The sequence below is a fragment of the Micromonospora sp. NPDC003241 genome (genome assembly GCF_053589795.1).
Genome location: NZ_JBSFSO010000029.1, coordinates 52,657 through 74,920, shown reverse-complemented (window position 1 = coordinate 74,920; position 22,264 = coordinate 52,657). Strand labels below are relative to the sequence as shown.

The 22,264-nt window shown below is 73.0% G+C and carries 22 protein-coding genes, 1 pseudogene and 1 riboswitch; of the genes and pseudogenes, 6 read left to right on the top strand and 17 right to left on the bottom strand.

The window, feature by feature from the left end; all coding sequences use genetic code 11:
- Positions 1 to 32: 32 nt before the first annotated feature.
- From ACWDVW_RS21865 to ACWDVW_RS21855, 3 genes are all read right to left on the bottom strand, one after another.
- Complete coding sequence (locus tag ACWDVW_RS21865; protein WP_449951737.1) at positions 33 to 722, bottom strand: BON domain-containing protein; 690 nt, start codon at positions 720 to 722, stop codon at positions 33 to 35.
- Between the two features lie 196 nt (positions 723 to 918).
- Positions 919 to 1,311: a hypothetical protein gene (locus ACWDVW_RS21860; protein WP_396750404.1), complete on the bottom strand. Its 393-nt coding sequence runs from the start codon at positions 1,309 to 1,311 to the stop codon at positions 919 to 921.
- A gap of 171 nt (positions 1,312 to 1,482) precedes the next feature.
- Entirely contained in the window at positions 1,483 to 1,629 is a 147-nt protein-coding gene (locus ACWDVW_RS21855) for a hypothetical protein (RefSeq protein ID WP_449951734.1), read from the bottom strand.
- A 337-nt stretch (positions 1,630 to 1,966) separates the two neighbouring features.
- Between ACWDVW_RS21855 and ACWDVW_RS21850 the strand changes: the two genes are divergently transcribed.
- Positions 1,967 to 2,332, top strand: a complete 366-nt coding sequence (locus ACWDVW_RS21850; protein ID WP_131054395.1) for an STAS domain-containing protein — start codon at positions 1,967 to 1,969, stop codon at positions 2,330 to 2,332.
- 3 nt (positions 2,333 to 2,335) lie between these two features.
- Here the strand turns inward: ACWDVW_RS21850 and surE are convergent, their stop codons facing one another.
- The 6 genes from surE to ACWDVW_RS21820 form a co-directional block, all read right to left on the bottom strand.
- Complete coding sequence (gene surE, locus ACWDVW_RS21845) at positions 2,336 to 3,160, bottom strand: 5'/3'-nucleotidase SurE (protein ID WP_449951730.1); 825 nt, start codon at positions 3,158 to 3,160, stop codon at positions 2,336 to 2,338.
- Entirely contained in the window at positions 3,157 to 4,122 is a 966-nt protein-coding gene (locus tag ACWDVW_RS21840; RefSeq protein WP_396750544.1) for a 1-phosphofructokinase family hexose kinase, read from the bottom strand. The genes surE and ACWDVW_RS21840 overlap by 4 nt, the downstream gene beginning before the upstream one ends.
- Before the next feature lie 235 nt (positions 4,123 to 4,357).
- Positions 4,358 to 5,440, bottom strand: a complete 1,083-nt coding sequence (locus ACWDVW_RS21835) for a coiled-coil domain-containing protein (protein ID WP_449951728.1) — start codon at positions 5,438 to 5,440, stop codon at positions 4,358 to 4,360.
- 4 nt (positions 5,441 to 5,444) lie between these two features.
- Positions 5,445 to 5,577: riboswitch (cyclic di-AMP (ydaO/yuaA leader) on the bottom strand.
- Between the two features lie 151 nt (positions 5,578 to 5,728).
- On the bottom strand, positions 5,729 to 6,646 hold the full coding sequence (locus ACWDVW_RS21830; protein ID WP_449951725.1) for a cation diffusion facilitator family transporter: 918 nt from the start codon (positions 6,644 to 6,646) through the stop codon (positions 5,729 to 5,731).
- 66 nt (positions 6,647 to 6,712) lie between these two features.
- Entirely contained in the window at positions 6,713 to 8,827 is a 2,115-nt protein-coding gene (locus tag ACWDVW_RS21825; protein ID WP_449951723.1) for a HelD family protein, read from the bottom strand.
- Positions 8,828 to 8,921: 94 nt separating this feature from the next.
- Positions 8,922 to 9,866, bottom strand: a complete 945-nt coding sequence (locus tag ACWDVW_RS21820; RefSeq protein ID WP_449951720.1) for an alpha/beta fold hydrolase — start codon at positions 9,864 to 9,866, stop codon at positions 8,922 to 8,924.
- Between the two features lie 148 nt (positions 9,867 to 10,014).
- On the opposite strand from ACWDVW_RS21820, the gene ACWDVW_RS21815 reads away from it, so the two are divergent.
- Entirely contained in the window at positions 10,015 to 10,659 is a 645-nt protein-coding gene (locus tag ACWDVW_RS21815) for a carbonic anhydrase (RefSeq protein WP_449951717.1), read from the top strand.
- Between the two features lie 99 nt (positions 10,660 to 10,758).
- Here ACWDVW_RS21815 and ACWDVW_RS21810 read toward each other — a convergent pair whose 3' ends face one another.
- Entirely contained in the window at positions 10,759 to 11,088 is a 330-nt protein-coding gene (locus ACWDVW_RS21810; RefSeq protein ID WP_117229745.1) for a hypothetical protein, read from the bottom strand.
- A gap of 314 nt (positions 11,089 to 11,402) precedes the next feature.
- Here ACWDVW_RS21810 and ACWDVW_RS21805 point away from each other — a divergent pair, with 314 nt between their 5' ends.
- Together ACWDVW_RS21805 and ACWDVW_RS21800 are read left to right on the top strand one after the other, a co-directional pair.
- Positions 11,403 to 11,894: a DUF3145 domain-containing protein gene (locus ACWDVW_RS21805; protein WP_396750392.1), complete on the top strand. Its 492-nt coding sequence runs from the start codon at positions 11,403 to 11,405 to the stop codon at positions 11,892 to 11,894.
- Positions 11,895 to 11,991: 97 nt separating this feature from the next.
- Complete coding sequence (locus ACWDVW_RS21800) at positions 11,992 to 13,722, top strand: glycoside hydrolase family 3 protein (protein ID WP_449951770.1); 1,731 nt, start codon at positions 11,992 to 11,994, stop codon at positions 13,720 to 13,722.
- 97 nt (positions 13,723 to 13,819) lie between these two features.
- On the opposite strand, the gene fabF is transcribed toward ACWDVW_RS21800, so the two are convergent.
- From fabF to ACWDVW_RS21775, 5 genes and pseudogenes are all read right to left on the bottom strand, one after another.
- On the bottom strand, positions 13,820 to 15,046 hold the full coding sequence (gene fabF, locus ACWDVW_RS21795; protein WP_449951713.1) for a beta-ketoacyl-ACP synthase II: 1,227 nt from the start codon (positions 15,044 to 15,046) through the stop codon (positions 13,820 to 13,822).
- Between the two features lies 1 nt (position 15,047).
- Positions 15,048 to 15,287: an acyl carrier protein gene (locus ACWDVW_RS21790; protein WP_053653162.1), complete on the bottom strand. Its 240-nt coding sequence runs from the start codon at positions 15,285 to 15,287 to the stop codon at positions 15,048 to 15,050.
- Between the two features lie 83 nt (positions 15,288 to 15,370).
- Positions 15,371 to 16,315 (bottom strand): beta-ketoacyl-ACP synthase III, encoded by a 945-nt coding sequence (locus ACWDVW_RS21785; RefSeq protein WP_449951710.1) that lies wholly within the window; start codon positions 16,313 to 16,315, stop codon positions 15,371 to 15,373.
- 73 nt (positions 16,316 to 16,388) lie between these two features.
- Positions 16,389 to 17,306: pseudogene (locus ACWDVW_RS21780) on the bottom strand (ACP S-malonyltransferase); the annotation flags it as partial.
- Positions 17,307 to 17,384: 78 nt separating this feature from the next.
- Positions 17,385 to 18,695 carry a PucR family transcriptional regulator gene (locus ACWDVW_RS21775; RefSeq protein WP_449951707.1) on the bottom strand — a complete coding sequence of 437 codons (1,311 nt, stop codon included), beginning with the start codon at positions 18,693 to 18,695 and terminating at the stop codon, positions 17,385 to 17,387.
- Between the two features lie 101 nt (positions 18,696 to 18,796).
- Here ACWDVW_RS21775 and ACWDVW_RS21770 point away from each other — a divergent pair, with 101 nt between their 5' ends.
- The gene (locus ACWDVW_RS21770) at positions 18,797 to 19,153 is read left to right on the top strand and encodes a hypothetical protein (protein ID WP_449951704.1); all 357 of its coding nucleotides are present in this window, start codon (positions 18,797 to 18,799) and stop codon (positions 19,151 to 19,153) included.
- An 89-nt stretch (positions 19,154 to 19,242) separates the two neighbouring features.
- On the opposite strand, the gene ACWDVW_RS21765 is transcribed toward ACWDVW_RS21770, so the two are convergent.
- Positions 19,243 to 19,887: a hypothetical protein gene (locus ACWDVW_RS21765; protein ID WP_350698432.1), complete on the bottom strand. Its 645-nt coding sequence runs from the start codon at positions 19,885 to 19,887 to the stop codon at positions 19,243 to 19,245.
- A gap of 224 nt (positions 19,888 to 20,111) precedes the next feature.
- Here ACWDVW_RS21765 and ACWDVW_RS21760 point away from each other — a divergent pair, with 224 nt between their 5' ends.
- Positions 20,112 to 20,759: a copper resistance protein CopC gene (locus ACWDVW_RS21760; RefSeq protein ID WP_449951701.1), complete on the top strand. Its 648-nt coding sequence runs from the start codon at positions 20,112 to 20,114 to the stop codon at positions 20,757 to 20,759.
- Positions 20,760 to 20,820: 61 nt separating this feature from the next.
- Here ACWDVW_RS21760 and gltX read toward each other — a convergent pair whose 3' ends face one another.
- Positions 20,821 to 22,230, bottom strand: a complete 1,410-nt coding sequence (gltX, locus tag ACWDVW_RS21755; RefSeq protein ID WP_449951699.1) for a glutamate--tRNA ligase — start codon at positions 22,228 to 22,230, stop codon at positions 20,821 to 20,823.
- Positions 22,231 to 22,264 lie beyond the last annotated feature (34 nt).

The window sequence follows — 22,264 nt, the reverse complement described above, 5'->3', positions numbered from 1 at the left end:
ACCCGGCCGGGGTGGTCGGGCCGGGACGGCGCTCAGCCCAGCACCGGGGCCACCGCGATGTGGTTGCGCACCTCGCGGATGCCGGGAGCGGACCAGACGACCCGTTCGACCTCGGCGCGTTCGGGCATCGAGTGCACCAACCCGCCCAACAGCACCGTGTCGCCGTGTACGCGTACCGTCACCTGCTCGGCCTCGGTGGCCTGGTTGCGGGCCAGCGCGTCGACGATCCGCTGGGCCAGCACGGCGCCGTCGGGGCGTACCGAGGGTCGGACGACGAGACCGTCGCTGACCCCGCGTACGCCGCCGAGTCCGGCGACCGCCTGCTGGGCGGCCCGGCGCTGGTACTCCCACTCGACCTCGCCGTGCAGGGTGACCCAGCCCTGCGAGACCGTCACGTCGATCTGCTCGACCGGCACGAACGCGTGCCACTGGAGGGCGTGCGTCACGGCGGCGGCGATCTCCGGGTCGGTGCGCTCGGCGCCGGTGGCCGTGTGTACGGCGAGGTCGTTGGCGACGGCCCGGACCTGGGCCACCCGGTGGGCGGCCCGTTCCGCCGCCCACTTCTTGGCGTAGCCGTCCACCCGTCCGGTCAGCGTCACCACGCCCTCCGCGACGCTCACCCCGATCTCGTGCGGCCGGACCCGGGGCTCCCAGTCGAGTTCGTCCAGCACCGCGGTCCGGATGTGCTCGTCGGTGCGCTGGATCGTCGAGATGCCGGCCATCTGCTCGCTCCTCTCGCGCGGCGGGTGCGGACCGGTACCGGTCCGCCGGGACCGAGCCTGGTCGAGGAGCGGGTGATCCGGCCTCACCCGGCTCGGGCGAGACGCCACGCACAAATGTAAGGAAGGGTCCCCTGCTATGCACGAGGCGTTAGCAGGGGACCCTTCCTTACGAGGAACTGCCGGTCGGGCAGCGCCGTCAGGTCAGCGGGCCGGCGGGGGAGTCCGGGCGCTCGACGTCCACGAACTCGATGTCGTCGGCGGCCCGGTCCCGGCTGCCGGCGGCCCGCGCGGCGCTGCCGGCGGCCCAGCCGATCGCGGCGCCGACCAGGGCCGCGCCGATCAACAGGGTCCAGGGCAGCGCGGGACGGCGTCCGGCGAGCGCGTCGAAGGCCACGCTGGCCCGGTGCCGCGCCTCCTCGGCCGCCGATCCGACCAGGTCACCGGCGTCGTCGGCGAAACCGGCCGAGGTGTGCCGCGCCGAGCGGGCGGCGTCCCGGATGCTGTCGCCCGCCGAGACGAGGTGTTGCCACGCCTGGTCCGTGATCTGTTCCGGCTTGCTGCGACGGTCCAGCAGGTTGCTTCCGAACATGTGGTTCCCTCCTCGACAGTGCCGAAGCCGGTGGCCGGGCTGACCTCGGACGTCGGCGGTTCGCCACCGAGGCTGTGCCCCGCCGGACGCCACCGCAAACCACCGTGCCTGCGTGGCCGGCGCCGGCCACATGGACGTCGCCCGCGCACGGTGCGCCGGCGGCGTACCGGATCACCCGTGGGACACCACCGCGACGACCGCCGCGCGGGCGAAGTCGTCGTCATCGTCGTCGTCATCGCCCCCGCCGCCGAACCCGCAGGCGAGCAGGAGGGCGAGCAGGGCGCTGACACCGGCCAGACCGGCGAGCCTGCGAAGCATCGTGTCGTCCCTTCGTCGTGGTCGTCATCGGTGATGCTAGGCACACTCCGCCACCCGCACCGGCTGGTCGCAGGTCAGGCCGTCGGCCTGCGGGGCACGCCGGGGTCCCGGATATCGGACGGGCGAGCCGCGGCCCGCTACCCTGGTTCGTCGGTGCGGGCCTCGGCTTGCTCCGAGTGATAGGACGTAATAAGTCCGGATATGGGCGATTTGACGCGCCGATGTCCGCGAATTGCTCATCCCGAGGGGTGGCGACCGAGGCCGTCGGAGGAATACTCTCGGTCGCGGCCCGCGTACTGATGAGGCGCCCGTCGTACGGGCGAGTGGAGGTGCTCGCGTGAGCCTGTCGATCCTGCAGACGGTTCGGCCCGGTGGTGTCATCGAGATCGCCCCTCGGGGCGAGATCGACGTCGACACCGCGTACGAGGTGAAAGAGGCCATCGCCGAAGTGCTGGCCAAGGGGCGGCCGGCCCGGATCGAGCTCAACATGCGGCTGGTCACCTTCATCGACTCGGTGGGCATCAGCGCGATGGTCGCCGGCTTCCAGACGGCTGAGGTCAGTGGCGTCAAGCTGATCGTCACCGAACCCAGTCGGTTCGTGCACCGACAGCTCTGGGTGACCGGGCTGCTCGGTCTCTTCGGCGCGCCGGAGCCGTACTACGCCGGTGCCGCCGCCACTCCCGAGGTCCTTCCCGGCGGCTGACCGTCAGTCGCCGTCGAGACCGGTCAGGTTCACGTCGGACACCTCGGTGACGGCGCGGACCGCCGTCACCGAGGCGTACCCGTCGGCGAGCCACGCCAGGTCGGTCCCGGGCTGCACCGCCTGACCGGGCTCCTCCAGCGCGGTCCGCACGAAACCGTGGCCGGCCTCGGCGACGGTCATCTGCACCTGACCGAAGGTGGCCAGCCCCGCCCGGCGTACGCCGCGCAGCCGGTCCAGCGGCACGTCCGGCGAGTTGACGTTGAGCACGCTCTCCACCGGACCGGCGGTCAGCCGGGGGAGCAGGTCCAACGCCACGTGGGCGGCGGTGGCCCAGTTCCGTTCGGCGTCGCGTACCCGGGCCGCGGCGGCCACTGCGGCACCTCCGCTGACGGCGGTCGCCTCCCCGACGGAGAGCACGTCCAGTGACACCGCCAACGCCCGACAGCCGTTGGCGGCGGCGGTGAACGCCGCACCCACCGTGCCGGAGTGCAGCACCGCCCGGCCCGCGTTCGCCCCCCGGTTGATGCCGGAGAGCAGCACCGACGGCGGCGGCCCGAACGCGCCGTGCACGGCGATCAACGCGATGAAGGCGGGCGAGCCGCCGACCCCGAAGGTCGGTACCCCGGCCAGCTCCGGCAACGGATGCTCACGGACCACCACCTGCCCGTCCTGCTCCACCGCACTCATCGCGGCGCTGGTGCCGCTCGCCTCTTCCAGCGGTGCCGCGACCACCACGTCCAGCCCTCGGTCGACCGCCGCCCGGGCCAGAGCGTGGATGCCCGGCGCGGCGATCCCGTCGTCGTTGGTGATCAGCACTCGCAGGGTCATGCGCCACCCACCCGGTGGGCCAACTCGTCGGGGGTGGTGCGTTCCTGCCGGCGGACACCGGCCGGCTCCAGGCGTACCCGGTCCACCAGGCCGGTGATCGAGTCCAGCCGCCCGGTGCCCAGTCCGTGCCGGGTGACGTTCAGCGCGCCGGCCGCCGCGCCGGTCCGGATCGCGGTGCGTACGTCACCGCCGCGCGCCACCACGGCGGCCACGCTGGCGGTCATCGAGTCCCCCGCACCGCGCGGGTCGGCCGCCTCCAGGCGGGGCATCTGCACCTCGAAGACCTCGCCGTCGACGAGGGCCAGCGCCGGCTTGTCGGCCCGGCTGACCACCACGTTCTCGGCACCGGTGGCGTGCAGCTCGTACATCGCCCGGGTGAGCTGCTCCTCGTCGTCGTCGGCCGCGCGGCCGTCGGCGATCAGCTCCTCGTGGCTGACCTTGACGAAGAAGACCCCGCTGTCCAGCACGGCGGTGAGGTGGTCGCCGCAGAGGTCGACCACCACCCGGCTGCCGTTCGCGCCGAGGTCGGCGGCGAAACGCCGGTACAGGTCGGCGGGGACCAGCGACGGGTCGTTCGGGCCGCTCAGGATGCTGACCGCCGCCCGCAGCCCCTCGCCCAGCGACAGGTTGTAGAGCTCGTCCAACTCGTGTCGACTCAGTGGCTGCCCGGTCACGTCGACGATCTCCTGCCGGGTGCCCTCGCGGCGGTCGTGCACGTACCCGCCGCTGCCGCCGGAGTCCCGCGCCACCACCTTGAGGTCGACGCCCTCGCTGACCAGCAGGGGCTCCAGCACCTGCCCGATCTCGCCGCCGAGCGCGGTGCAGAGCACCACGTCGACGCCGTGCGACAGCACCATCCGGGCCTGCCAGACGCCCTGACCGCCGGGGTGCAGGTGCAGCTCCGGAGTCTCGTTGGGCTGGTCGATCGTGACCGTGAGCAGTGGGGTCGGCGCGAAGACCATCACATGTCCGGTCGCCGCGCTCACGACACACCGTCGCACTGGGTCCGCTGCGGTCCGCTCATAACCGTTCCTCCCGGTCGCCACGAAATGTCCGCTTCGATGTCGACGGTAACCAAGGTGGCCGCAGAGCGCGCGGCGACGGGCGGGGCGGAGCCGAGGCAGCCGCCTCGGAGTGCGGGAACGACGACGCCGGGTGGACCACCCGCGAGGGCGGCCACCCGGCGTGCCGTGTGGATCAGTACACCGACAGGTGTACGTGGTTGGTGTGGTCGCTGGACGGGTCGCCCCGCGCGCCGCTGTACGTCCGCCAGCCGCTACTCGGCAGCCAGATCTGCTTGTACCAGATCACGTAGAGCACGGCGAGACGGTCGGCGTTGTTGACGTAGAACGCCGCCAGGTTGTTGCCGTACGTCCGGTCGCCGCCGGTGGCGACCCCGCCGAAGCCGTTCTTCTGCGCGGCGAAGTCGCAGGCCCGACCCTTCGGGTGCTCACCCGAGCCGCCCGCGCGGTAGCAGGAGACGTACCGGGTGAAGCCGGCCGCCTTGGCCTGGTTGAGCGCGTGCAGGGTGCGGGGCGTGATGCAGCCGTTGGCCGGGGTGGGGTCGTTGACGCTGCACGACTCGGCCGGCCAGGAGCCGTTGGAGTTGCGCGGTGCCGGCTTGGCGGTGGCGCTGCTGGAACCGCCGCCACGTGCCGGGGTCCGGCTGGCCCGTTCCTGTGCCGCAGCCCGCTCAGCGCGCTCGGCGCGCTCCTCGGCCACGGTCAGCGAGCGTTCGGCCTGCTCCTTGCGCTTGGCCATCACGGCCACCTGCTTGCGCTGCTCCTGCACCTCGATGTCGAGGGCCTGCTTGGTCTTGCTGACCTCGTCCCGGGTGGTCCGCAGGTCCCGCAGCGCGCGTTCCTCGTTGGCCGCCACCGCGTCCAGCGCCGCCGCACGGTCCATGAAACCGGCCGGGGAACCGCTGTTGAGCAGCGCCGACGCGGCGCCGAGCCGGCCGCCGCGATACGCCTGCGCGGCGATCTCGGCTACCTTGTCGCTGCGTTCGGTGAGCTGACCCTCGGTCGTGGTGAGCTGCTCGGCCAGCTTCTTCTGCCGGACGACCGAGCGGTCCAGGGCGGTCTTGGCGTCGAGGTAGCCCTTGCTGGCCGCCTCCAACTGGGCGCGCAGCGCCGGTGTACCGCCCTCGTCGCCGACGTCACCGGGGGCTGCGGAGGCAGCGCTGAACGGAGCGAGCGCGGCGCCCAGGGCGAGGGCGAGCCCCGCAGCGATCAGGGCCGCCGTACGGCCGGCCGGTCTCACGGTTGCCACTGCTGGCATGCACATGTCCTTCCGTCAGCCGCCGACCGGGTTAGCTGACGGGTTCGGGACGGAAGATCCCTACCGCTGGACGCGGATGCACCCCTGGAACATGGTTCCCCGGTTCGCCCTGGCGGGCGATTAGGCGGCGGTCACCGCCGGCACCGTCGAGTGCCGCCTGGCGGAGACCGGGTCCGAGCCTACCGGTGCTGGTGGGGCTGGTGCAGCCGGTGTGACTCCTGGTGTTCCCCTGGTCACCAGTAAACCAGACAAATGGGATTCTTGTTGCCTTTCGCATTCACCGCCCCGCTACCACTCCACCGTCCCACAGGCACCGGCGCTCGTCCCGGGCTCGATCTGCAACGTGGCGTGCGCGATGTCGAAGTCCTCGCGCAGCGCCGTACGGGCGGCGCGGAGCACCGTGCCGACCTCGGCGCCCTCGGCGGTGGTCAGGTGGGCCGAGGCCACCTCCATCCCGGAGGTGAGCGTCCAGACGTGCAGGTCGTGGACGCCGGCCACGCCGGGCACCGCGGCCAGCCGGTCGTGCACCGCAGTGACCTGGAGGTGCTCCGGGGCGGCCTGCACCAGGATGCGGACCGCCGCCCGGCCCAGACGCCAGGTACGCGGCAGGATGAACGCGCCGATCGCGACCGCCACCAGCGGGTCCGCCCACCACCAGCCGGTCAGCGCGATCAGCGCCGCCGCCGCGATCACCCCCAGCGAGCCGAGCAGGTCGGCCAGCACCTCCAGGTACGCCCCGCGCAGGTTGATGCTCTCCCGTGCCCCGGGTCGCAGCAGCGCGAACGCGACCAGGTTGGCGAGCAGGCCGAGCGTGGCCACCACCAGCACCGGCCCGGTACGCACCTCCGGTGGGTCGCCGAACCGGCGTACCGCCTCGACCAGCACGTAACCGGCGACGCCGACGAGCAGCACGGCGTTGGCCAACGCGGCGAGCACCTCCAGCCGATAGAGGCCGAAGGTGCGTTGTGGATGCGTGTCCACGCGTCGGGTGGCGGTCACCGCCGCGAGCGCCATCCCGATGCCGAGCACGTCGGTGAACATGTGCCCGGCGTCGGAGAGCAGAGCCAGCGAGCCGGTCCACAGAGCGGTCACCGCCTCCACCGCCATCAGGGCGGTGAGCAGCACGAACGCCGCCCACAGCCGGCCGGAGTGGCGGTGTGCGGCGTTCGACACCGAAGCGTGGTGGTGGTCGTGGCCCGCGCCCACGCAGACACCTTGCGTGCTGCGCCCGGCCGGGGACGGAGCTATGCCGACATTGCTATATGTGCGCGCTCAGCCGGTCGGGTCGATCGTGGTCAGCCGCTGGGTGGCCCGGGACAGGGCGACGTAGAGCGTCCGCACGCCGGAGCCCGGATCGGCACGGATCTCACCGGGGGCGACCAGCACCACGCCGTCGTACTCCATGCCCTTGGCCTCCAGGCTGGTCACCACCTGGAGGCGCTCGCCGCCGAGCCCGCCCAGCCAGGCCGCGACCTCGTCCCGGCGCGGCACCGGCGTGATCACCCCGACGGTGCCCTCGACCTCGCCGAGCAGCGCGCTCGCGGCGGTCAGCACGCTGGTCTCCAGCTCCGCCGCCGGCACCACCAGCTCCACCGGGTCGACCCCGGTGGTCCGCACCGCGGTCGGCAGGGCCAGGTCCGGGTACGCCCGCCGGATCTCGGCCGCCGCCACCGCGAAGATCTCCGCCGAGTTGCGGTAGTTGGTGGTGAGCGTGAACCGGTGCCGTCGACGGCGACCCAACGCCTGGTCCCGGGCCCGGGACAGCTCCTGCGGATCCCCCGTCCACGCGGTCTGCGCCGGGTCACCCACCACCGTCCACGAGGCCAACCGACCGCGCCTGCCGATCATCCGCCACTGCATCGGTGACACGTCCTGCGACTCGTCCACCACCACGTGCGCGTAGTCGCGGTAGTCCTCGGGCCGCTCCCGGGCCGCCTGGCGGGCGGCCCGCTGCCGGTCGGCGTACGTGCTCAGCTCGCGTACCCCACCGGCGAGCTGGAACGGGTCGCGCTTCGCACGGGCCGGACGCACCGGCTTGCCGAGCAGCGCGTCCAGCTCGTCGAGCAGCGCCACGTCGGCGACGGTCGGCCCCTCGGCGGCCAGCCCCCGGTACGCCTGCTCCAGCAGCCGGATCTCGGCCCGGGACAGCAGCCCGGCGGCGTACCGGCGCAGCCGTTCCGGATCGGCCAGCCAGCCGAGCACGTGCCGCGGATGCAGCCGGGGCCACCACGCCTTGAGGAAGTCCCGGAAGTCGGTCCGGTCGATCAGTTCGTCCTCGAAGGCCCGCTGCTCGGGCAGCCGGGCGATGCCCAACCGGCGGGCCTGCGCCCAGAGCGCCGCCAGGACACCGTCGAAGCCGGCCCGGCGTACTTCGTTGCGTCGCGCGCCCCGGGCCAACGCCCGGTCCCGGATGGCGTCCAGTTCGGCCCGCTCCAGCCGCAGCAACTGCCCCCGGTAGAGCAGCCGCAGCTCGGCCGGGGAGTCGGGTACGCCGTCCCGGGCCGCCCGCTCCAGCAACCGGCGCATCCGCAGCGACCCCTTGACCGCGGCCACCTCGACCGGGTCGGTGCGGGTGGCGACCAGCCCGGGGAAGAGGGTGCCCAGCGAGTGCAGGGTGGCGGTCTCCTCACCCAGGGACGGCAGCACCGAGGCGATGTACTCGACGAAGACCGAGGAGGGGCCGACCACCAGGATGCCGCCCCCGGCGTACCGGCTGCGGTCGGAGTAGAGCAGGTACGCGGCGCGGTGCAGCGCCACCGCCGTCTTGCCGGTGCCCGGTCCGCCCGAGACCAGCGTCACCCCGGAACCGGGGGAGCGGATCGCCTCGTCCTGCTCGCGCTGGATGGTCGCCACGATGTCGCGCATGCCCCGACCGGTGGTCCGGGACAGGTTGGCCAGCAGCGCGCCGTCGCCGACCACCGCCATCTCCGCCGGTGCGGCGTCCGGGTCGAGCAGGTCGTCCTCGATCCGGGTGACCCGTTCCCGGCTGGACTGGATCGTCCGGCGGCGTACCACGCCGAGCGGCTCGGCCGGGGTGGCCTGATAGAACGGGGCGGCGGCCGGGGCGCGCCAGTCGACCACCAGCGTCGCGGCGTCCTCGTCACGGATGCCCAGGCGTCCGACGTGGAACACCTGCCCGTCGCGCAGGTCGAGCCGGCCGAAGACCAGCCCCTCGTACTCGGCGTCGAGCACGTGGCGGCGCTGCGCGGCGTGGAACACCATCGCGTCCCGCTCCACCAGCGCGCCGAAGTTGCCGACCCGGGCCAGCCGGTAGCCGTCCCGCTCGGCACGGACCGCCGCGCGGCGCAGCTCGGCCAGTCGTGCGTACACCCGGTCGAGATGCCGCTGCTCGACGGCGATCTCCTGGTCCAGGGTGCTCTGGTCCACCGCTTCGTTCTCCTCGTCACACCGGCCCGGCCAACCGCACGAGATTACGCCCCACCTCGCGGGCGTGCGGAGGCACCGGGCCCGGGTGCGATCTCTAGCGGCGGCGGGTGCGGCCGGCGGCGGCCCGACCACCGGCGCGTCGGGCGTCGGCGAGCACCTGACGCAGCACGCCGGAGAGGGCCGCGGTGACCTCCTCGGGACGCTCCATCATCAACATGTGCCCGGCGCCGGGGCAGACGGTCAGCTCGGTGGCGGGCAGCGCGGCGGCGATCGACTCCGCGCACGGCGGCGGGGTGAGCCGGTCCCGGTCGCCGACCAACGCCGCCGCCGGCAGATCCGCCAGCGCGGCCAACGTCTCCAGCCGGTGCTGGGCGCCGAAGGAGGCCCGGAACCCGCCGATCGAGCGCAGCGAGGCGCGCGCCACCGCCGAGGTGACCAGGCGGATGTCGGTCGGGTCGCAGCGGTCGCCGAAGAGCATCCAGCGGATGCTGGGGCGCAGCGCGCGCAACAGGGCCCGGGGCGGACGCCAGGCCCCGCAACGGGCGAGCACCCCGGCCCCGGTGGTCTCGGCCAGTCGGATGATCCGGGTGATCCGGGGCGACAACCCGTAGACGGTGTGCGTGTGCCCCTCGGCGGTGGTCGAGACGAAGACCAGCCCGGCCACCCGGCGGGCGAAGTGCCCGGGGTGCCGGTGCGCGTACTCCATGATCGTCATGCCGCCCATGGAGTGCCCGACCAGCACCACCCGCCCGGTCGGCACCACCGTGTCCAGCACCGCGGCCAGGTCGTCGCCGAGCTGGGCCAGCGTCGCCGTGGGCAGCGTCATGCAGCTGGACCGACCGTGGCCTCGTGCGTCGTACCTGACCACCCGCACCGACCGGTACGCCTTGCGCAGCGCCGTCACCTGCCGGTGCCAACTGCGCGCGTCAAGCGTCCAGCCGTGCAGCAGAACCGCCGTGACCTCGGCGTCCGCTGGGCCGTCGGTGTCCACGTGCAGGCTCACGTCGTCGCCCAGTCGCACCTCGACCGGATCTGGCATCGCCACCTCCCCAGGCACACGCGGATGCGCAACACCGGGGATACCCGGTGGTAACACCGGCTACCCGTCATGAGACCACGCGAATCGGGGTGCTGAGAAGATCCCGGAACCGGTGACGTCGGCGGGACGATCCGGCCAAGCTGAGACCATGGCGATGCCACGGACGGCCGATCCACGACCGGACGACCGGGCGGCCGGCGGGACCCCACGCGCCGCACTGGCCGCACTGCTCGCCGGCAACCGGCGCTTCGTCAGCGGCCAGCCGGTGCACGGACACGACGTCACCGCCGCCGCCGCGAGCGCCTCCGGCGACCAGCAGCCGTACGCCGTCCTGCTCGGCTGCATCGACTCGCGGGTACCGCTCGAAGCGATCTTCGACCAGACCTTCGGCTCGATCTGCGTCATCCGCACCGGCGGCCACGTGCTGGACCGCGCGGTCCTCGGCTCGATCGAGTACGTCGTGGACGTGCTGGGCGTACCACTGGTGATGGTGCTCGGGCACGAACGCTGCGGGGCGGTGGCCGCGACCGTCGACACGCTGCGCACCGGTCGACGCCCGGCCGGTGCCCTGGCCCACCTGATCGACCGGATCGCGCCCGCGGTGACCGAGGTGGGGCTGGACGATCCGCAAGTGCAGCCCCTGGCCGTCCGCCGCCACGTCCGGCGCACCGTCACCACCCTGCGCGCCGACCCGCTCCTGGCTCCCGCGGTCGCCTCCGGCCGGGTCGCGGTGATCGGCGCGCTCTACACCCTCACCACCGGCGAGGTCTCCCTGGTCGCCCCCACCCCCTGACCACTCCACGCCGTCCCGCTGCCCGCGCCCCACGCGGACGCGCGAACGCCCGCCGGGTGAGCCCGGCGGGCGTTCGTGGTGGTGCGGGTGGGGCGGTGCTCAGCCCTCGAAGACGCCGGCCTCGACCAGGCGCTTCTCGGTGGCGTCCCAGCCGTCGCCCGGGTGGGCGGCGTTGAGGCCGTTGATCTCCGCCCGGATCTTGGTGGCGTGCCCGGCGGCGGCCAGCACCCGGATCTCCTCGACGAAGGCCTCGGAGTCGGTACGCAGGTGCGCGGTCTTGCCGTTGGTCAGGTTCCGCACGTAGGCGTGCTTGCCGCCGTTGAGCGGGATCAGGTACTTGAACTCGCCCAGCACGCTGAGTGCGCCACCCTGGCCAGCCTGGCCGGCCCGGACTGATGCGCGCGCGGTCTTAGAGGTGTTGCTCGCCACGGAGGTACTCCTTGCAAGACGTACGGAGGACGGGGAAACGTCCGGGGGCTGATGCGGGCGGTACCGAACGGGTGACCCGCAGAGGCTGTACGCGGCACAGGCCGCCGATGGAACTGTACACGAGCCACGATCCCGGCTGGTCACCGCGGCGTCACGAGGTGGAACCGCAGTCACCTGTCCGGGTATTCCGACCGGCGGATTTCCCGATTCGCTGGCGCACCATCCGTCACAGGAGTCATCATGTGTTCCAGCAACGCACCCGGTCCGGGTCGAGGTCGTAGGGGAAGACGCACCTCGCTCTCCGGGAGGTCACCGTGCCAACGCGTGGCGTCGTATACGTCCATTCGACCCCGCTCGCCGTGTGTTCACACGTCGAGTGGGCGATCGCGCGCGTCCTTGTCGCGCCGGTCAACCTGCAATGGACGGCTCAACCCGTCGATCCCGGCGCCCGCCGGGCCGAGTGCGGGTGGTCCGGTCGCCCGGGGACGGGTGCCGAACTGGCTGCTGCCCTCCGGCAGTGGCCCATGATCCGTTTCGAGGTGACCGAGGAACCCAGTCCGGGCGCCGACGGCGAGCGTTTCATGTACGTGCCGGGACGCGGGCTGTTCCGGGCCACGGTCGGTGCCGCCGGTGACATCCAGCTCGGCGAGGACCGGCTGCGCAGCATCATGGCCGCCGCCCGGGGACCGGAGGCGCTCGCGCACGCGCTGGACAAGGCGCTCGGCACCGCCTGGGACGCCGAGCTGGAGCCGTACCGCTACGCCGGTGACGGCGCGCCGGTGACCCTGCTCACCCGGGTCGGCTGAGCGGCCGGACCCGAGGCCCGCCACCTCCGGCGGCGTACCGGCACGCCCGTCCACTGGTTGACGGTCGAGTTGCCCCGATACGCGGTGAGCTGGTGGACTGGGCCGCGTGTCGACTACCCCTCGGCGCGTCGTCGCCGCGTTCGTCGCCGTGACCGCGTTACTCGTCACCGGCTGTTCGGGAGCCGGGCAGCGACCGGGGGCCGCCCCGTCGTCGGCCCCGGCGACAGAACCGGCGCCCCCGTCGAGCGCACCGCCGGACGACCCGGCCACCCGGGCCGCCGCGCTGGTCGCCGAACTCGCCGACGAGGACCTGGTCGGCCAGGTGCTGATGCCGTACGCCTACGGCGACCAGGCCACCAAGGTCTCGGCCGGCTCGGCCGCCGGCAACCGGAACCTCGGGGGCGTGGACACCCCGGCCGAGATGATCGAGAAGTACCGGCTCGGTGGTCTGATCCTGGTCGGGTTCAGCGCCGACGACCCCACCCAGGGCAACCAACCGACCACCAACGTCGACAACCCGAAGCAGGTCCGCCAGCTCACCACCGGCCTACGGGAGGCCGCCGACAAGCTGCCCGCCGGCACGGCGCCGTTCCTGATCGGCACCGACCAGGAGTACGGCGTGGTCACCCGGATCACCGACGGGGTGACCATGCTACCCAGCGCACTCGCCGCCGGTGCCGCCGACGATCCGGCGTTGACCGAGTCCGCCTGGCGGGCCGCCGGCACCGAGTTGGCCGCGATGGGGATCAACCTCGACTTCGCGCCGGTCGCCGACGTGCTGGTCAAGCGCAGCACGGTGATCGGGTCCCGGTCGTTCGGCGCGGACCCGACCCGCGCCGCCGGACAGGTCGGTGGTGCGGTTCGCGGGCTTCAGGCGTCCGGTGTCGCGGCCACCGTCAAGCACTTCCCCGGGCACGGGCACAGCGCCGTCGACTCGCACGAGGACCTGCCGGTGCTCACGCAGTCGCGCAAGAAGCTCGCCGCCGAGGCGTGGCCCCCGTTCAGCGCCGGCATCGAGGCGGGCGCCCTGGCCGTGATGTCCGCCCACCTCGACGTGGCGGAGATCGATCCGGAAGTGGCCGCCACCTTCTCCCGCAAACTGCTCACCGACGTGCTGCGCGGCGAACTCGGGTTCCAGGGCGTGGTCATCACCGACGGGATGAACATGCCGCCGGCCCGCCGCTGGGGGCCGGGTGAGGCGGCGGTACGCGCCCTCAAGGCCGGCAACGACCTGATCCTCATGCCGCCGCACGTCGGTCAGGCGTACGACGGGCTGCTGACGGCGCTGCGGGACGGCTCGCTGCCCCGGGCCCGACTGGTGGAGGCGGCCACCCGCGTACTGACCATGAAGTTCACGCTGGCCGACTCGCCGGTGCCGGAGATGTCCACGCTGCGGGCTCCGGCGCACCTCGACGCCGCCGGTGACCTGGCCGCCGCCGCGGTGACCGTGTTGAAGGGCCGGTGCGACACCAGCGGGGTCAAGGGCCCGGTCACCGTCACCTCCTCGGGCGGGCGGGCGCACACCCGGACCGCGCTGACCGAGGCACTCACCGCCGCCGGGGTGGAGGTGGTGCCCAGCGGCGGCACGGTCGTGCACCTCGTCGGGTACGGCGACGGGGCCGGCGACCTGCGCTCCGGGGCCGGCGTCACCGTCGCCATGGACACTCCGTACGTGCTGGCGCAGGCGAACTCGCCGACGCTGCTGGCCACGTACTCGTCGAGCCGGGCCTCGATGACGGCGCTCGCCGACGTACTCGCCGGCAAGGCCGCCCCGCGCGGACGGTCCCCGGTGAAGGTCTCCGGACTGCCCGCCACCACCTGCGGCTGACCCGCCGACCGGCCCGGAACACGCCTCGGCCCCGCCGACGCGTGGTGCGTCGGCGGGGCCGAGGCGGTGCTGCCGCAGCCTGCGCCGCCGGGGCGGCTCAGGCCCGGGTGAAGACGAGCGCCACGTTGTGACCGCCGAAGCCGAACGAGTTGTTCAGCGCGGCGGGGATGTCCATGTGGCGGGCCTTGCCGGCGGCCACGTCGAGGTCGAGGCCGTCGTCCGGGTCGTCCAGGTTGATCGTCGGCGGCACCACGCTGTCGCGGATCGCCAGGATCGTGGCGATCGACTCCAGCGCACCGGCCGCGCCGAGCAGGTGCCCGGACATCGACTTGGTGGCGGTCAGCACCGGGTGGTCGCCGAGTGCCGCGTGCAGTGCCTTGATCTCGGCGATGTCGCCCACCGGGGTGGACGTGGCGTGCGCGTTGACGTGGCTGATGTCGGCCCGGTCCACGTCCGCGTCGGCGATCGCCTTCGCGATGGCCCGGATCGCGCCGGCGCCCTCCGGGTGCGGCTGGACGATGTCGTAGCCGTCGGAGGTGATACCGGCACCGGCCAGCCGCGCGTACACCCGGGCACCCCGGGCGGCGGCGTGCTCGGCGCGCTCCAGCACCACGATGCCGGCGCCCTCGCCGAGGACGAAGCCGTCCCGGCCCTTGTCCCACGGCCGGGAGGCCAGCTCGGGTTCGTCGTTGCGGGTCGACATGGCCCGCATCGAGGCGAATCCGGCGATCGGCAGCGCGTGGATCACCGCTTCGGTGCCACCGGCCACCACCACGTCGGCCCGACCGGCCCGGATCATGTCCAGACCCAGCGCGATCGCCTCCGCGCCGGTCGCGCAGGCACTGGCCACCGAGTGCACACCGGCCTGGGCGCCGAGTTCCAGACCCACCCACGCGGCGGGACCGTTGGGCATCAGCATGGGCACGGTGTGCGGGGAGACCCGCCGGGGACCGGACGCCTCCAGGATGTCGTCCTGGTTGAGCAGGGTGACCGCGCCACCGATGCCGGAGCCGATGCTGACCCCGATCCGTTCCGGGTCCGCTCCGGCGTCGACCAGGCCGGCGTCGGCCCAGGCCTGGTGGGCGGCGATCAACGCGATCGCCTCGGAGCGGTCCAGCCGGCGCAGCTTCACCCGGTCCAGCACGGTGGAGGGATCGACCGCCAGTTGGGCGGCGATCCGGACCGGCAACTGACCGGCCCACTCCTGGGTGAGCGCACTCACCCCGGAGCGGCCGGCGAGCATGGCGTCCCAGGTCGACGCGACGTCCCCGCCCAGCGGGGTGGTCGCGCCGAGCCCGGTGACGACGACGTCAGGACGACTCATATCAGGACTGCGCCTCGATGTAGCTCACGGCGTCCCCGACCGTCTTGAGGTTCTGGACCTCGTTGTCCGGGATCTTGACGCCGAACTTCTCCTCGGCCGCCACCACGACCTCCACCATGGAGAGCGAGTCGACGTCCAGGTCGTCGGTGAAGGACTTCCCCTCGGCCACGTCGTCCGGGTTCACCCCGGCAACCTCTTCGAGGATCTCGGCGAGGCCGGTGGTGATCTCGTCACGGGTCATTGCGGTGGGTTCCTCTCATCGGAATTTCTCGACGGGCGGCGACGCCGTCCGTCACACCTCTGCGCCTGCGCGCCGAGGGGGTATCAGGGGCAGCGGACGACCTGACCGGCGTAGGTCAGGCCACCGCCGAAACCGAACAGCAGCACCGGTGCGCCGGAGGGCACCTCGCGGCGCTCCACCAGCTTCGACAGGGCCAGCGGGATGCTGGCCGCCGAGGTGTTGCCGGACTCGATCAGGTCCTTCGCGATGATCGCCTGCGGGATGTTCAGCCGCTTCGCGATGCCGTCGATGATCCGCGTGTTGGCCTGGTGCGGAACGAACGCGGCCAGCTCCGACGGGTCGACCCCGGCCCGCTCGCACGCCTGCAACGCCAGCGGCGCCAGGGCGGTGGTGGCCCAGCGGAACACCGTCTGACCCTCCTGCGCGACGTACGGGCGCCAGCCCTCGATGCGTACCGCGTCGCCGCGTTCCGGCACCGAGCCCCAGACCACCGGGCCGATACCGGCCGGCTCGCCCTCGGGTGCGGCGGTGACCACCGCGGCGCCCGCCCCGTCGCCGAAGATGATGCAGGTGGTGCGGTCGTTCCAGTCGATGAAGTCGGACAGCTTCTCCGCGCCGATCACGATGGCGTTGCGGCTGGCACCGGCGCGGACCGCGTGGTCCACGGTGCCCAGCGCGTACGCGAAGCCGGAACAGGCCGTGTTCAGGTCGAACGCCCCCGGTGCGTCGATGCCCAGCTTGGCCGCGACCCGGCAGGCCACGTTCGGGCTGCGGTCGATCGAGGTGCAGGTCGCCACCACGACCAGGTCGATGTCGGAGGCGGTCAGCCCCGAGTTGGCCAGCGCCTTGTCCGCTGCGGCGGCGGCCATGTCGGCGACCGTCTCGTCACCGGCGATCCGCCGGCTGGCGATGCCGACCCGGTCCCGGATCCACGCGTCGTTGGTCTCCACCAACTGGGCGATCTCGTCGTTGGTCACCACCCGGGACGGCTGGTAGTGCCCCAGGGACAGGATGCGACTGCCGCTCATGACGAGCCCTTCCTACGGTCGATCTCGGCACGGGAGTCGGACGGACTGAGGCGGACGGCGCTCACGCCTGCCCTCCGGCGACGCGGGCGATCAGGTCGCGGGCGGCGGGCAGCTTGTCAGGGGTGTTCAGGGTCACGATCTCCGGCAGGCCGGGGCCCTTGAGCTCGCGCTTGACCAGGCCGGAGAGCGTACCGGCGGGCGGCAGCTCGATCACGCCGGTCACCCCGAGGTCGGCGAGGGCGGCCATGCACAGGTCCCAGCGGACCGGGGCGGTGACCTGCCGGACCAGCCGCTGGAGCATCTCCGCGCCCTGCTTGACGGCGGTGCCGTCGAGGTTGGAGAGCAGGATCCGCGTCGGGTCGGCGGTGGTGACGTCGGCCGCCACCGTGGCCAGCGCCGCCTCCGCAGGAGCCATGTACGGGGTGTGGAAGGCACCCGCCACCTGGAGCCGGATGACCCGCGCCTGGGCCGGCGGCTCGGCGGCCAGCTTCTCCAGGCCGTCGACCGCACCGGCGGCGACGACCTGCCCGGTGCCGTTGCGGTTCGCGGCGTGCAGCCCGTGCCCCTCGATCGCGGCGAGCACCTCGTCCGGGTCGCCGCCGAGGACCGCGGCCATGCCGGTCGGTTCCAGCGCGCAGGCGGCGGCCATCTCCCGGCCGCGTACCCCGGCGAGGGAGATCGCGGCGTCCGCCGGCAGCGCGCCGGCCAGCGCCGCCGCACCGAGTTCGCCGACGCTGTGCCCGGCGGTCAGCGCCACGTCCTGCATCGGCAGGTGTTCGGCGGCGAGCAGGGCCGCGGCCACCAGCAGCGGCTGGGTGCGGGCGGTGTCCCGGATCTCGTCGGCGTCGGCCTCGGTGCCCAGGTGCACCAGGTCGACGCCGGCCAGCGCGGACCAGTGACGCAGCCGCGCCTCGGCGCCGGGCAGGTCGAGCCAGGGAGTCAGGAAGCCGGGTTTCTGAGAACCCTGGCCGGGGCAGAGTACGGCGAGCACGTCTATGACTCTCCCGGATACCCACCGGTTGCGCTGTGCCGACCGGTACCAAACCGCACTAGGACCTTTGGAGAGATCCTACAAAGATTGGTGCTGATCATCGCCGACCTGTGATCTTTTACCGGTCGGTGGGGCCAATGTCGGGGTCGGCACCACCGGATCCAACCGACCCACGGTCAGCGCCACCCGCAACGCGAAGGCGTCCCGGGGCGACAACGGGCTGAACCCGGTGACGTCCGAGATCCGCCGCAGCCGGTACCGCACCGTGTTCGGGTGCACGAACAGCGCCCGGGCCGCGCTCTCCAGCGTGCCGCCCGCGGCGAAGAAGGCGTCCAGCGTCTCCAGCAGCTCACCGCCGGCCCGCACCAGCACCGCGTACACGTCGTGCCGCAGCCGCCGCCGGGCCTCCGCGTCGCCGGCCAGGGACCGTTCGGGCAGCAGGTCACCGGCGTAGACCGGCCGGGGCGCGGCCGGCCACGCCGGGGCCGCCCGGTAACCGGCCAACGCCGCCCGGGCCGACTCGGTGGCCTCGTCCAGGCTCGGCACCGAGGGGCCGACGACCACCGGGCCGTCGCCGAAGGTGGAGAGCAGTTCGGCGGTGGCCGCCACCGGGTCCGCCGCCCCACCCAGCACGATCACCAGACGGTCACCGTGCACGCCGCCGATCACCTCGACCCCGACCCGCCGAGCCTGCCGGTAGACGGTGTGCAGCACGGCGGCGACCTCGCCGCCGGGGGAGGGGCCGACCGCCACCGCGACCGGCGGCGCGTCCGTCCAGCCGAGCGCGGCGGCCCGGCTGGCCAGCACGTCCGGGGAGTCACCCCGCAGCAGCGCGTCGACCAGCAGGGCCTGGAGGCGGGCGTCCCACGAACCGCGCGACTCGGCCGCCCGGGCGTACACCCGGGCCGCGGCGAAGGCGATCTCCCGGGAGTAGCGCAGCACCGCCTCGCGCAACTGCGCCGCCTCGCCCGGGGCGGCCAGGTCGTCGACCTGCTCCTCGACCACGTCGATGGTGACCTTGATCAGGGCGACGGTCTGCTGGAGGGTGATCGACCGGGCCAGCGCCTGCGGCGCGGTGGCGAACACCTCGTCGGAGACCTCCTGGGTGCCCTTGTTGGGGCCGCCGTCGGAGCGCAGCCACTGCACCAGCGAGCGCGCGCCGGCCTGCGCCACCAGCATCACCCAGGACCGCTGGTCGGCGGGCAGCTCCCGGAACCAGGGCAGCGTGTCGTCCATCCGGGCCACGCTGTCGGTGGCCAGCGCACCGGCGGCCCGCTCGATCCGGCGCAGCGTGGCCGACAGGTCCGTCCCGCCCGACTCGCTCACCCGCCTAGCCTGACATGTCCTGAGCTGGACCTCGCCGGCAGGCGTCGGTGGGACCGACAGCACCCACCCGGTACGCGCTGCACGGGCCGTCGGAGCCGGCCAGTACGGTAACGAGGCACGTCGGGTGGGCACCGGCGGGTGAGGGCGAGCGTGAGGAGACACCGATGGCGCACGGGGAGGCTGACCACGGCTGCGCCCAGGGAGAGCCCTGCCGATCGGGACCGCACGAGCAGCCGGCCGTCGCCAAGCACCACCGTCGGCTCATCGGCCTGGCCCACCCGGGCGAACCCACGCCGGCACGGGCGGCCGAGCGTCCCGAGGAGGACGGCGCTCCGGTACGCCCGCGCCCCGTCGAACCCGTGGTGCCGCGTCAGCGTACGGGCGAGACCGCCGTGCCGGAGCCGGTCACCGGCGGCTGTCGCAGCGACCTGCCCGGCTGGGCCGGCGCCCACCGGCACGGCCCGGTCCGCCCGGCACTGCGGGCGGTACGCCGGGAACGGCCCCCGCGCCGCTGGTGCTAGGGCGCACCCGGGTCCGGTCCTGCTGGTGCTGAGGCTCGGTCCGGCGGCGCTGGTGCCGAGGCTCAGCCTCGCGGCGCTGGTGCGGAGGTTCAGCGGGTCCGGCGGCGGACCAGCAGCGCGATCCCGGCCAGCCCGAGGGTGATCACCAGCATCACCGCGACGTTCAGCAGGAGCAGGCGGCGCAGATCGCTGAAGGCCTCGTTGATGTCCTGAGCGGGGTTGAGCGCGTCCTCCGGAATGATCCGTTCGCCTCCACCGACCCCGCCGCTGACCGCCTCGTACGTCCGCTCCAGCGGCACCCCGACGGTGCGCAGCGTCTCCGACATGGTCATCCGCCCGAGGAACCAGGCCGCCGTGGTCTTGCGGGCGTCCGGCTGCTTGGCCGGCCGATAGACGCGCGGTCCGCCGACCGCCTTCGGATAGAGGTCGTAGGTCTGCTTCGGAGTGTCACCGGCCAGCACCACCACGGTGTACTTCGGACCGAGGTCGGCCTTCTTGGGCGCGCTCGCCCGCGCCAGGGATCGGCTCACCTGGTCGATGACGGCGGTCACCTGCTCCGGGCTGGAGTCGTGGCGCAGGCGCAACGGCTCGGCCAACCCGTCTCCGGTGATGTCGACGCCGGCGGGCGGCGCCTTCGGCGCGGCCTTGGCCGGCTCGACGAAGGCCAGCGACAACAACACCGCGGCGACTCCACCGACCGCTATCGTGGCCAGTCGCCTCATCCGTCGGACCATGCCGCCTCCTCGCCCCGTCGATGGTCGGCTGTGCTGCAGGGGTCACGCGTTGGAGGGCCGACGGCGGTGACCGTGCCCACAGGACGGGTACCCACCACAAAGACTCCGTGGAACGACGATCGGTTGCAGCTGGTGAAACACTAATTGGAACTATCTGCGATCGCGAATCGACCAATGATCAGCCGTGGACACGCGGGGCGGATCTTACCGGTGCGGAGGCCGTGATGGGGGGCAGGGTAGCGCGTACGACGCGGTCCTGGACAGTGGTGTTCGGCGTGGCGCTCGGTGTGTTCTTGCTGCTGCCGATGACCCCGGCCGCCGCGCACAACCAACTGACCGGCAGCAACCCCCGCGACGGCGCCCGCGTCGCGACCGCGCCCGAGCGGGTCGAGTTGCGTTTCCTCGCTCGGCTCGACGAGGAGAGCACCACACTCACGGTCACCGGACCGGACGACGTGGACGCGCTCGGCGGCCCGGCCAGGGTCTCCGGCAACCGGATCAGCGCGCCGTTCACCCCCGGCCGGGCCGGCCTGTACGTGATCGGGTACGAGATCGTCTCCGGCGACGGCCACCCGATCTCCGGCGAGGTCCGGTTCACGCTGACCACCGGTACGCCCGCCGATCCGACCTCGTCGGCGACGACGGCTACCCCTGCCGAGGGGGCCACCACCGCCGTACCGGCCACCCCGGCACCGACGGAGGCCACGCCCACCCCGACCAGGTCCGGTCCGCTGGCGGCCACCCCGATGCCCCGGTCCGGCGACTCGTCGGGCGCCGGCTGGTGGGCGGGCATCGTCGCCCTGGTGCTGCTCGTCGTGCTGGTCGCCGCCCGCCTGATCCGCCGCCGCGCCTCTCGCCGTGCACGGATGTAAGGAGGGGTCCCCTGCTATGCACCAGGCGTTAGCAGGGGACCCCTCCTTACATCCGACAGCCTCAGAACAGGCGGGCGCGGGCGGCGCGTAGCCGGGTCAGGGTGCGCTCGGCGCCGAGCAGCTCCAGCGACTCGAACAGCGGCAACCCGACCGTCCGGCCGGTGACCGCGACGCGTACCGGCGCCTGGGCCTTGCCGAGCTTGAGACCGCGCGCCGCGCCGACCTCCTCCAGGGTGGTCTTCAGCGTCGCCGCGTCCCACGAGGTCACCGCCGCGTAGGCGGCGATGGCGTCGTCCAGCAGCTCGGCCGAACCCTCCTTCATCGCCTTGGCCCAGGCCGCCTCGTCGATCAGCGGGGAGGCGAGGAAGAGGAAGTCGACGTTCGCAACGATCTCGCTGAGGACCGCGATGCGGGTCTGGGCCAGCGGCGCCACCGCGGCGAACGTCGCCGGGTCGAACTCGTCGGGCTGCCACGGCGGCGGCGGGATGCTGCCGGTACCGGTCAGCCACGGCCCGCAGACCTCGACGAACTCCTCGACCGGCAGCGCCCGGATGTACTCGCCGTTGAACGCCCGCAGCTTCTTCTCGTCGAAGAAGGCCGGTGACGGGTTGACCTCGTCCAGCCGGAACTCGTCCTCGATCACCGACCAGGGCACGATCTCCCGGTCGCCGGAGGGCGCCCAGCCGAGCAGCATCAGATAGTTGCGCATCGCGGTGGCGAGGTAGCCCTCGTCCCGGTACGCCTCCAGCGCGACCTTGTCCCGTCGCTTGGACAGCTTCTGCCGCTTCTCGTTGACGACCACGGGAACGTGCGCCCAGATCGGCGGCTTCACCCCGAGGGCGTCCCAGAGCAACTGCTGCTTCGGGGTGTTGGGCAGGTGCTCCTCGGCCCGGATGACGTGGGTGATGCCCATCGTCATGTCGTCGACGACGTTGGCCAGCAGGAAGACGGGTGAACCGTCGCCCCGGGCGATCACGAAGTCCTCGATGAGCTTGTTCTCGAAGGTCGGCTCGCCCCGGATCAGGTCCACGACCACCGTGGTGCCCTCGTCGGGCGTACGGAAGCGCAGCGCACGACCCTCGCCGGGCGGCAGGCCACGGTCGCGGCAGTGGCCGTCGTAGCCGGTGTACTGGTTACCGGTCCGGGCCTGCACCGCCTCGCGGGTGCAGTCGCAGTAGTACGCGCGACCCGAGTCGTGCAGCCGGCGGGCGGCGGCGCGGTGCTCGTCGGCGTACGAGGACTGGAACCAGGGGCCCTCGTAGCTGCCCCGCTCGATGCCGATCCAGTCCAGCGCCGACAGGATGCCCTCGGTCCACTCCGGCTTGTTGCGTGCGGCGTCGGTGTCCTCGATGCGCAGCACGAACACCCCGCCCTGCTGCTTGGCGTAGATCCAGTTCTGCAGCGCCGAGCGGGCACCGCCGACGTGGAACATACCGGTCGGGGAGGGGGCGAATCGCACACGTACCGTCACGGCCCCCAGCGTACAGATGTTAGGAGGGGTCCCC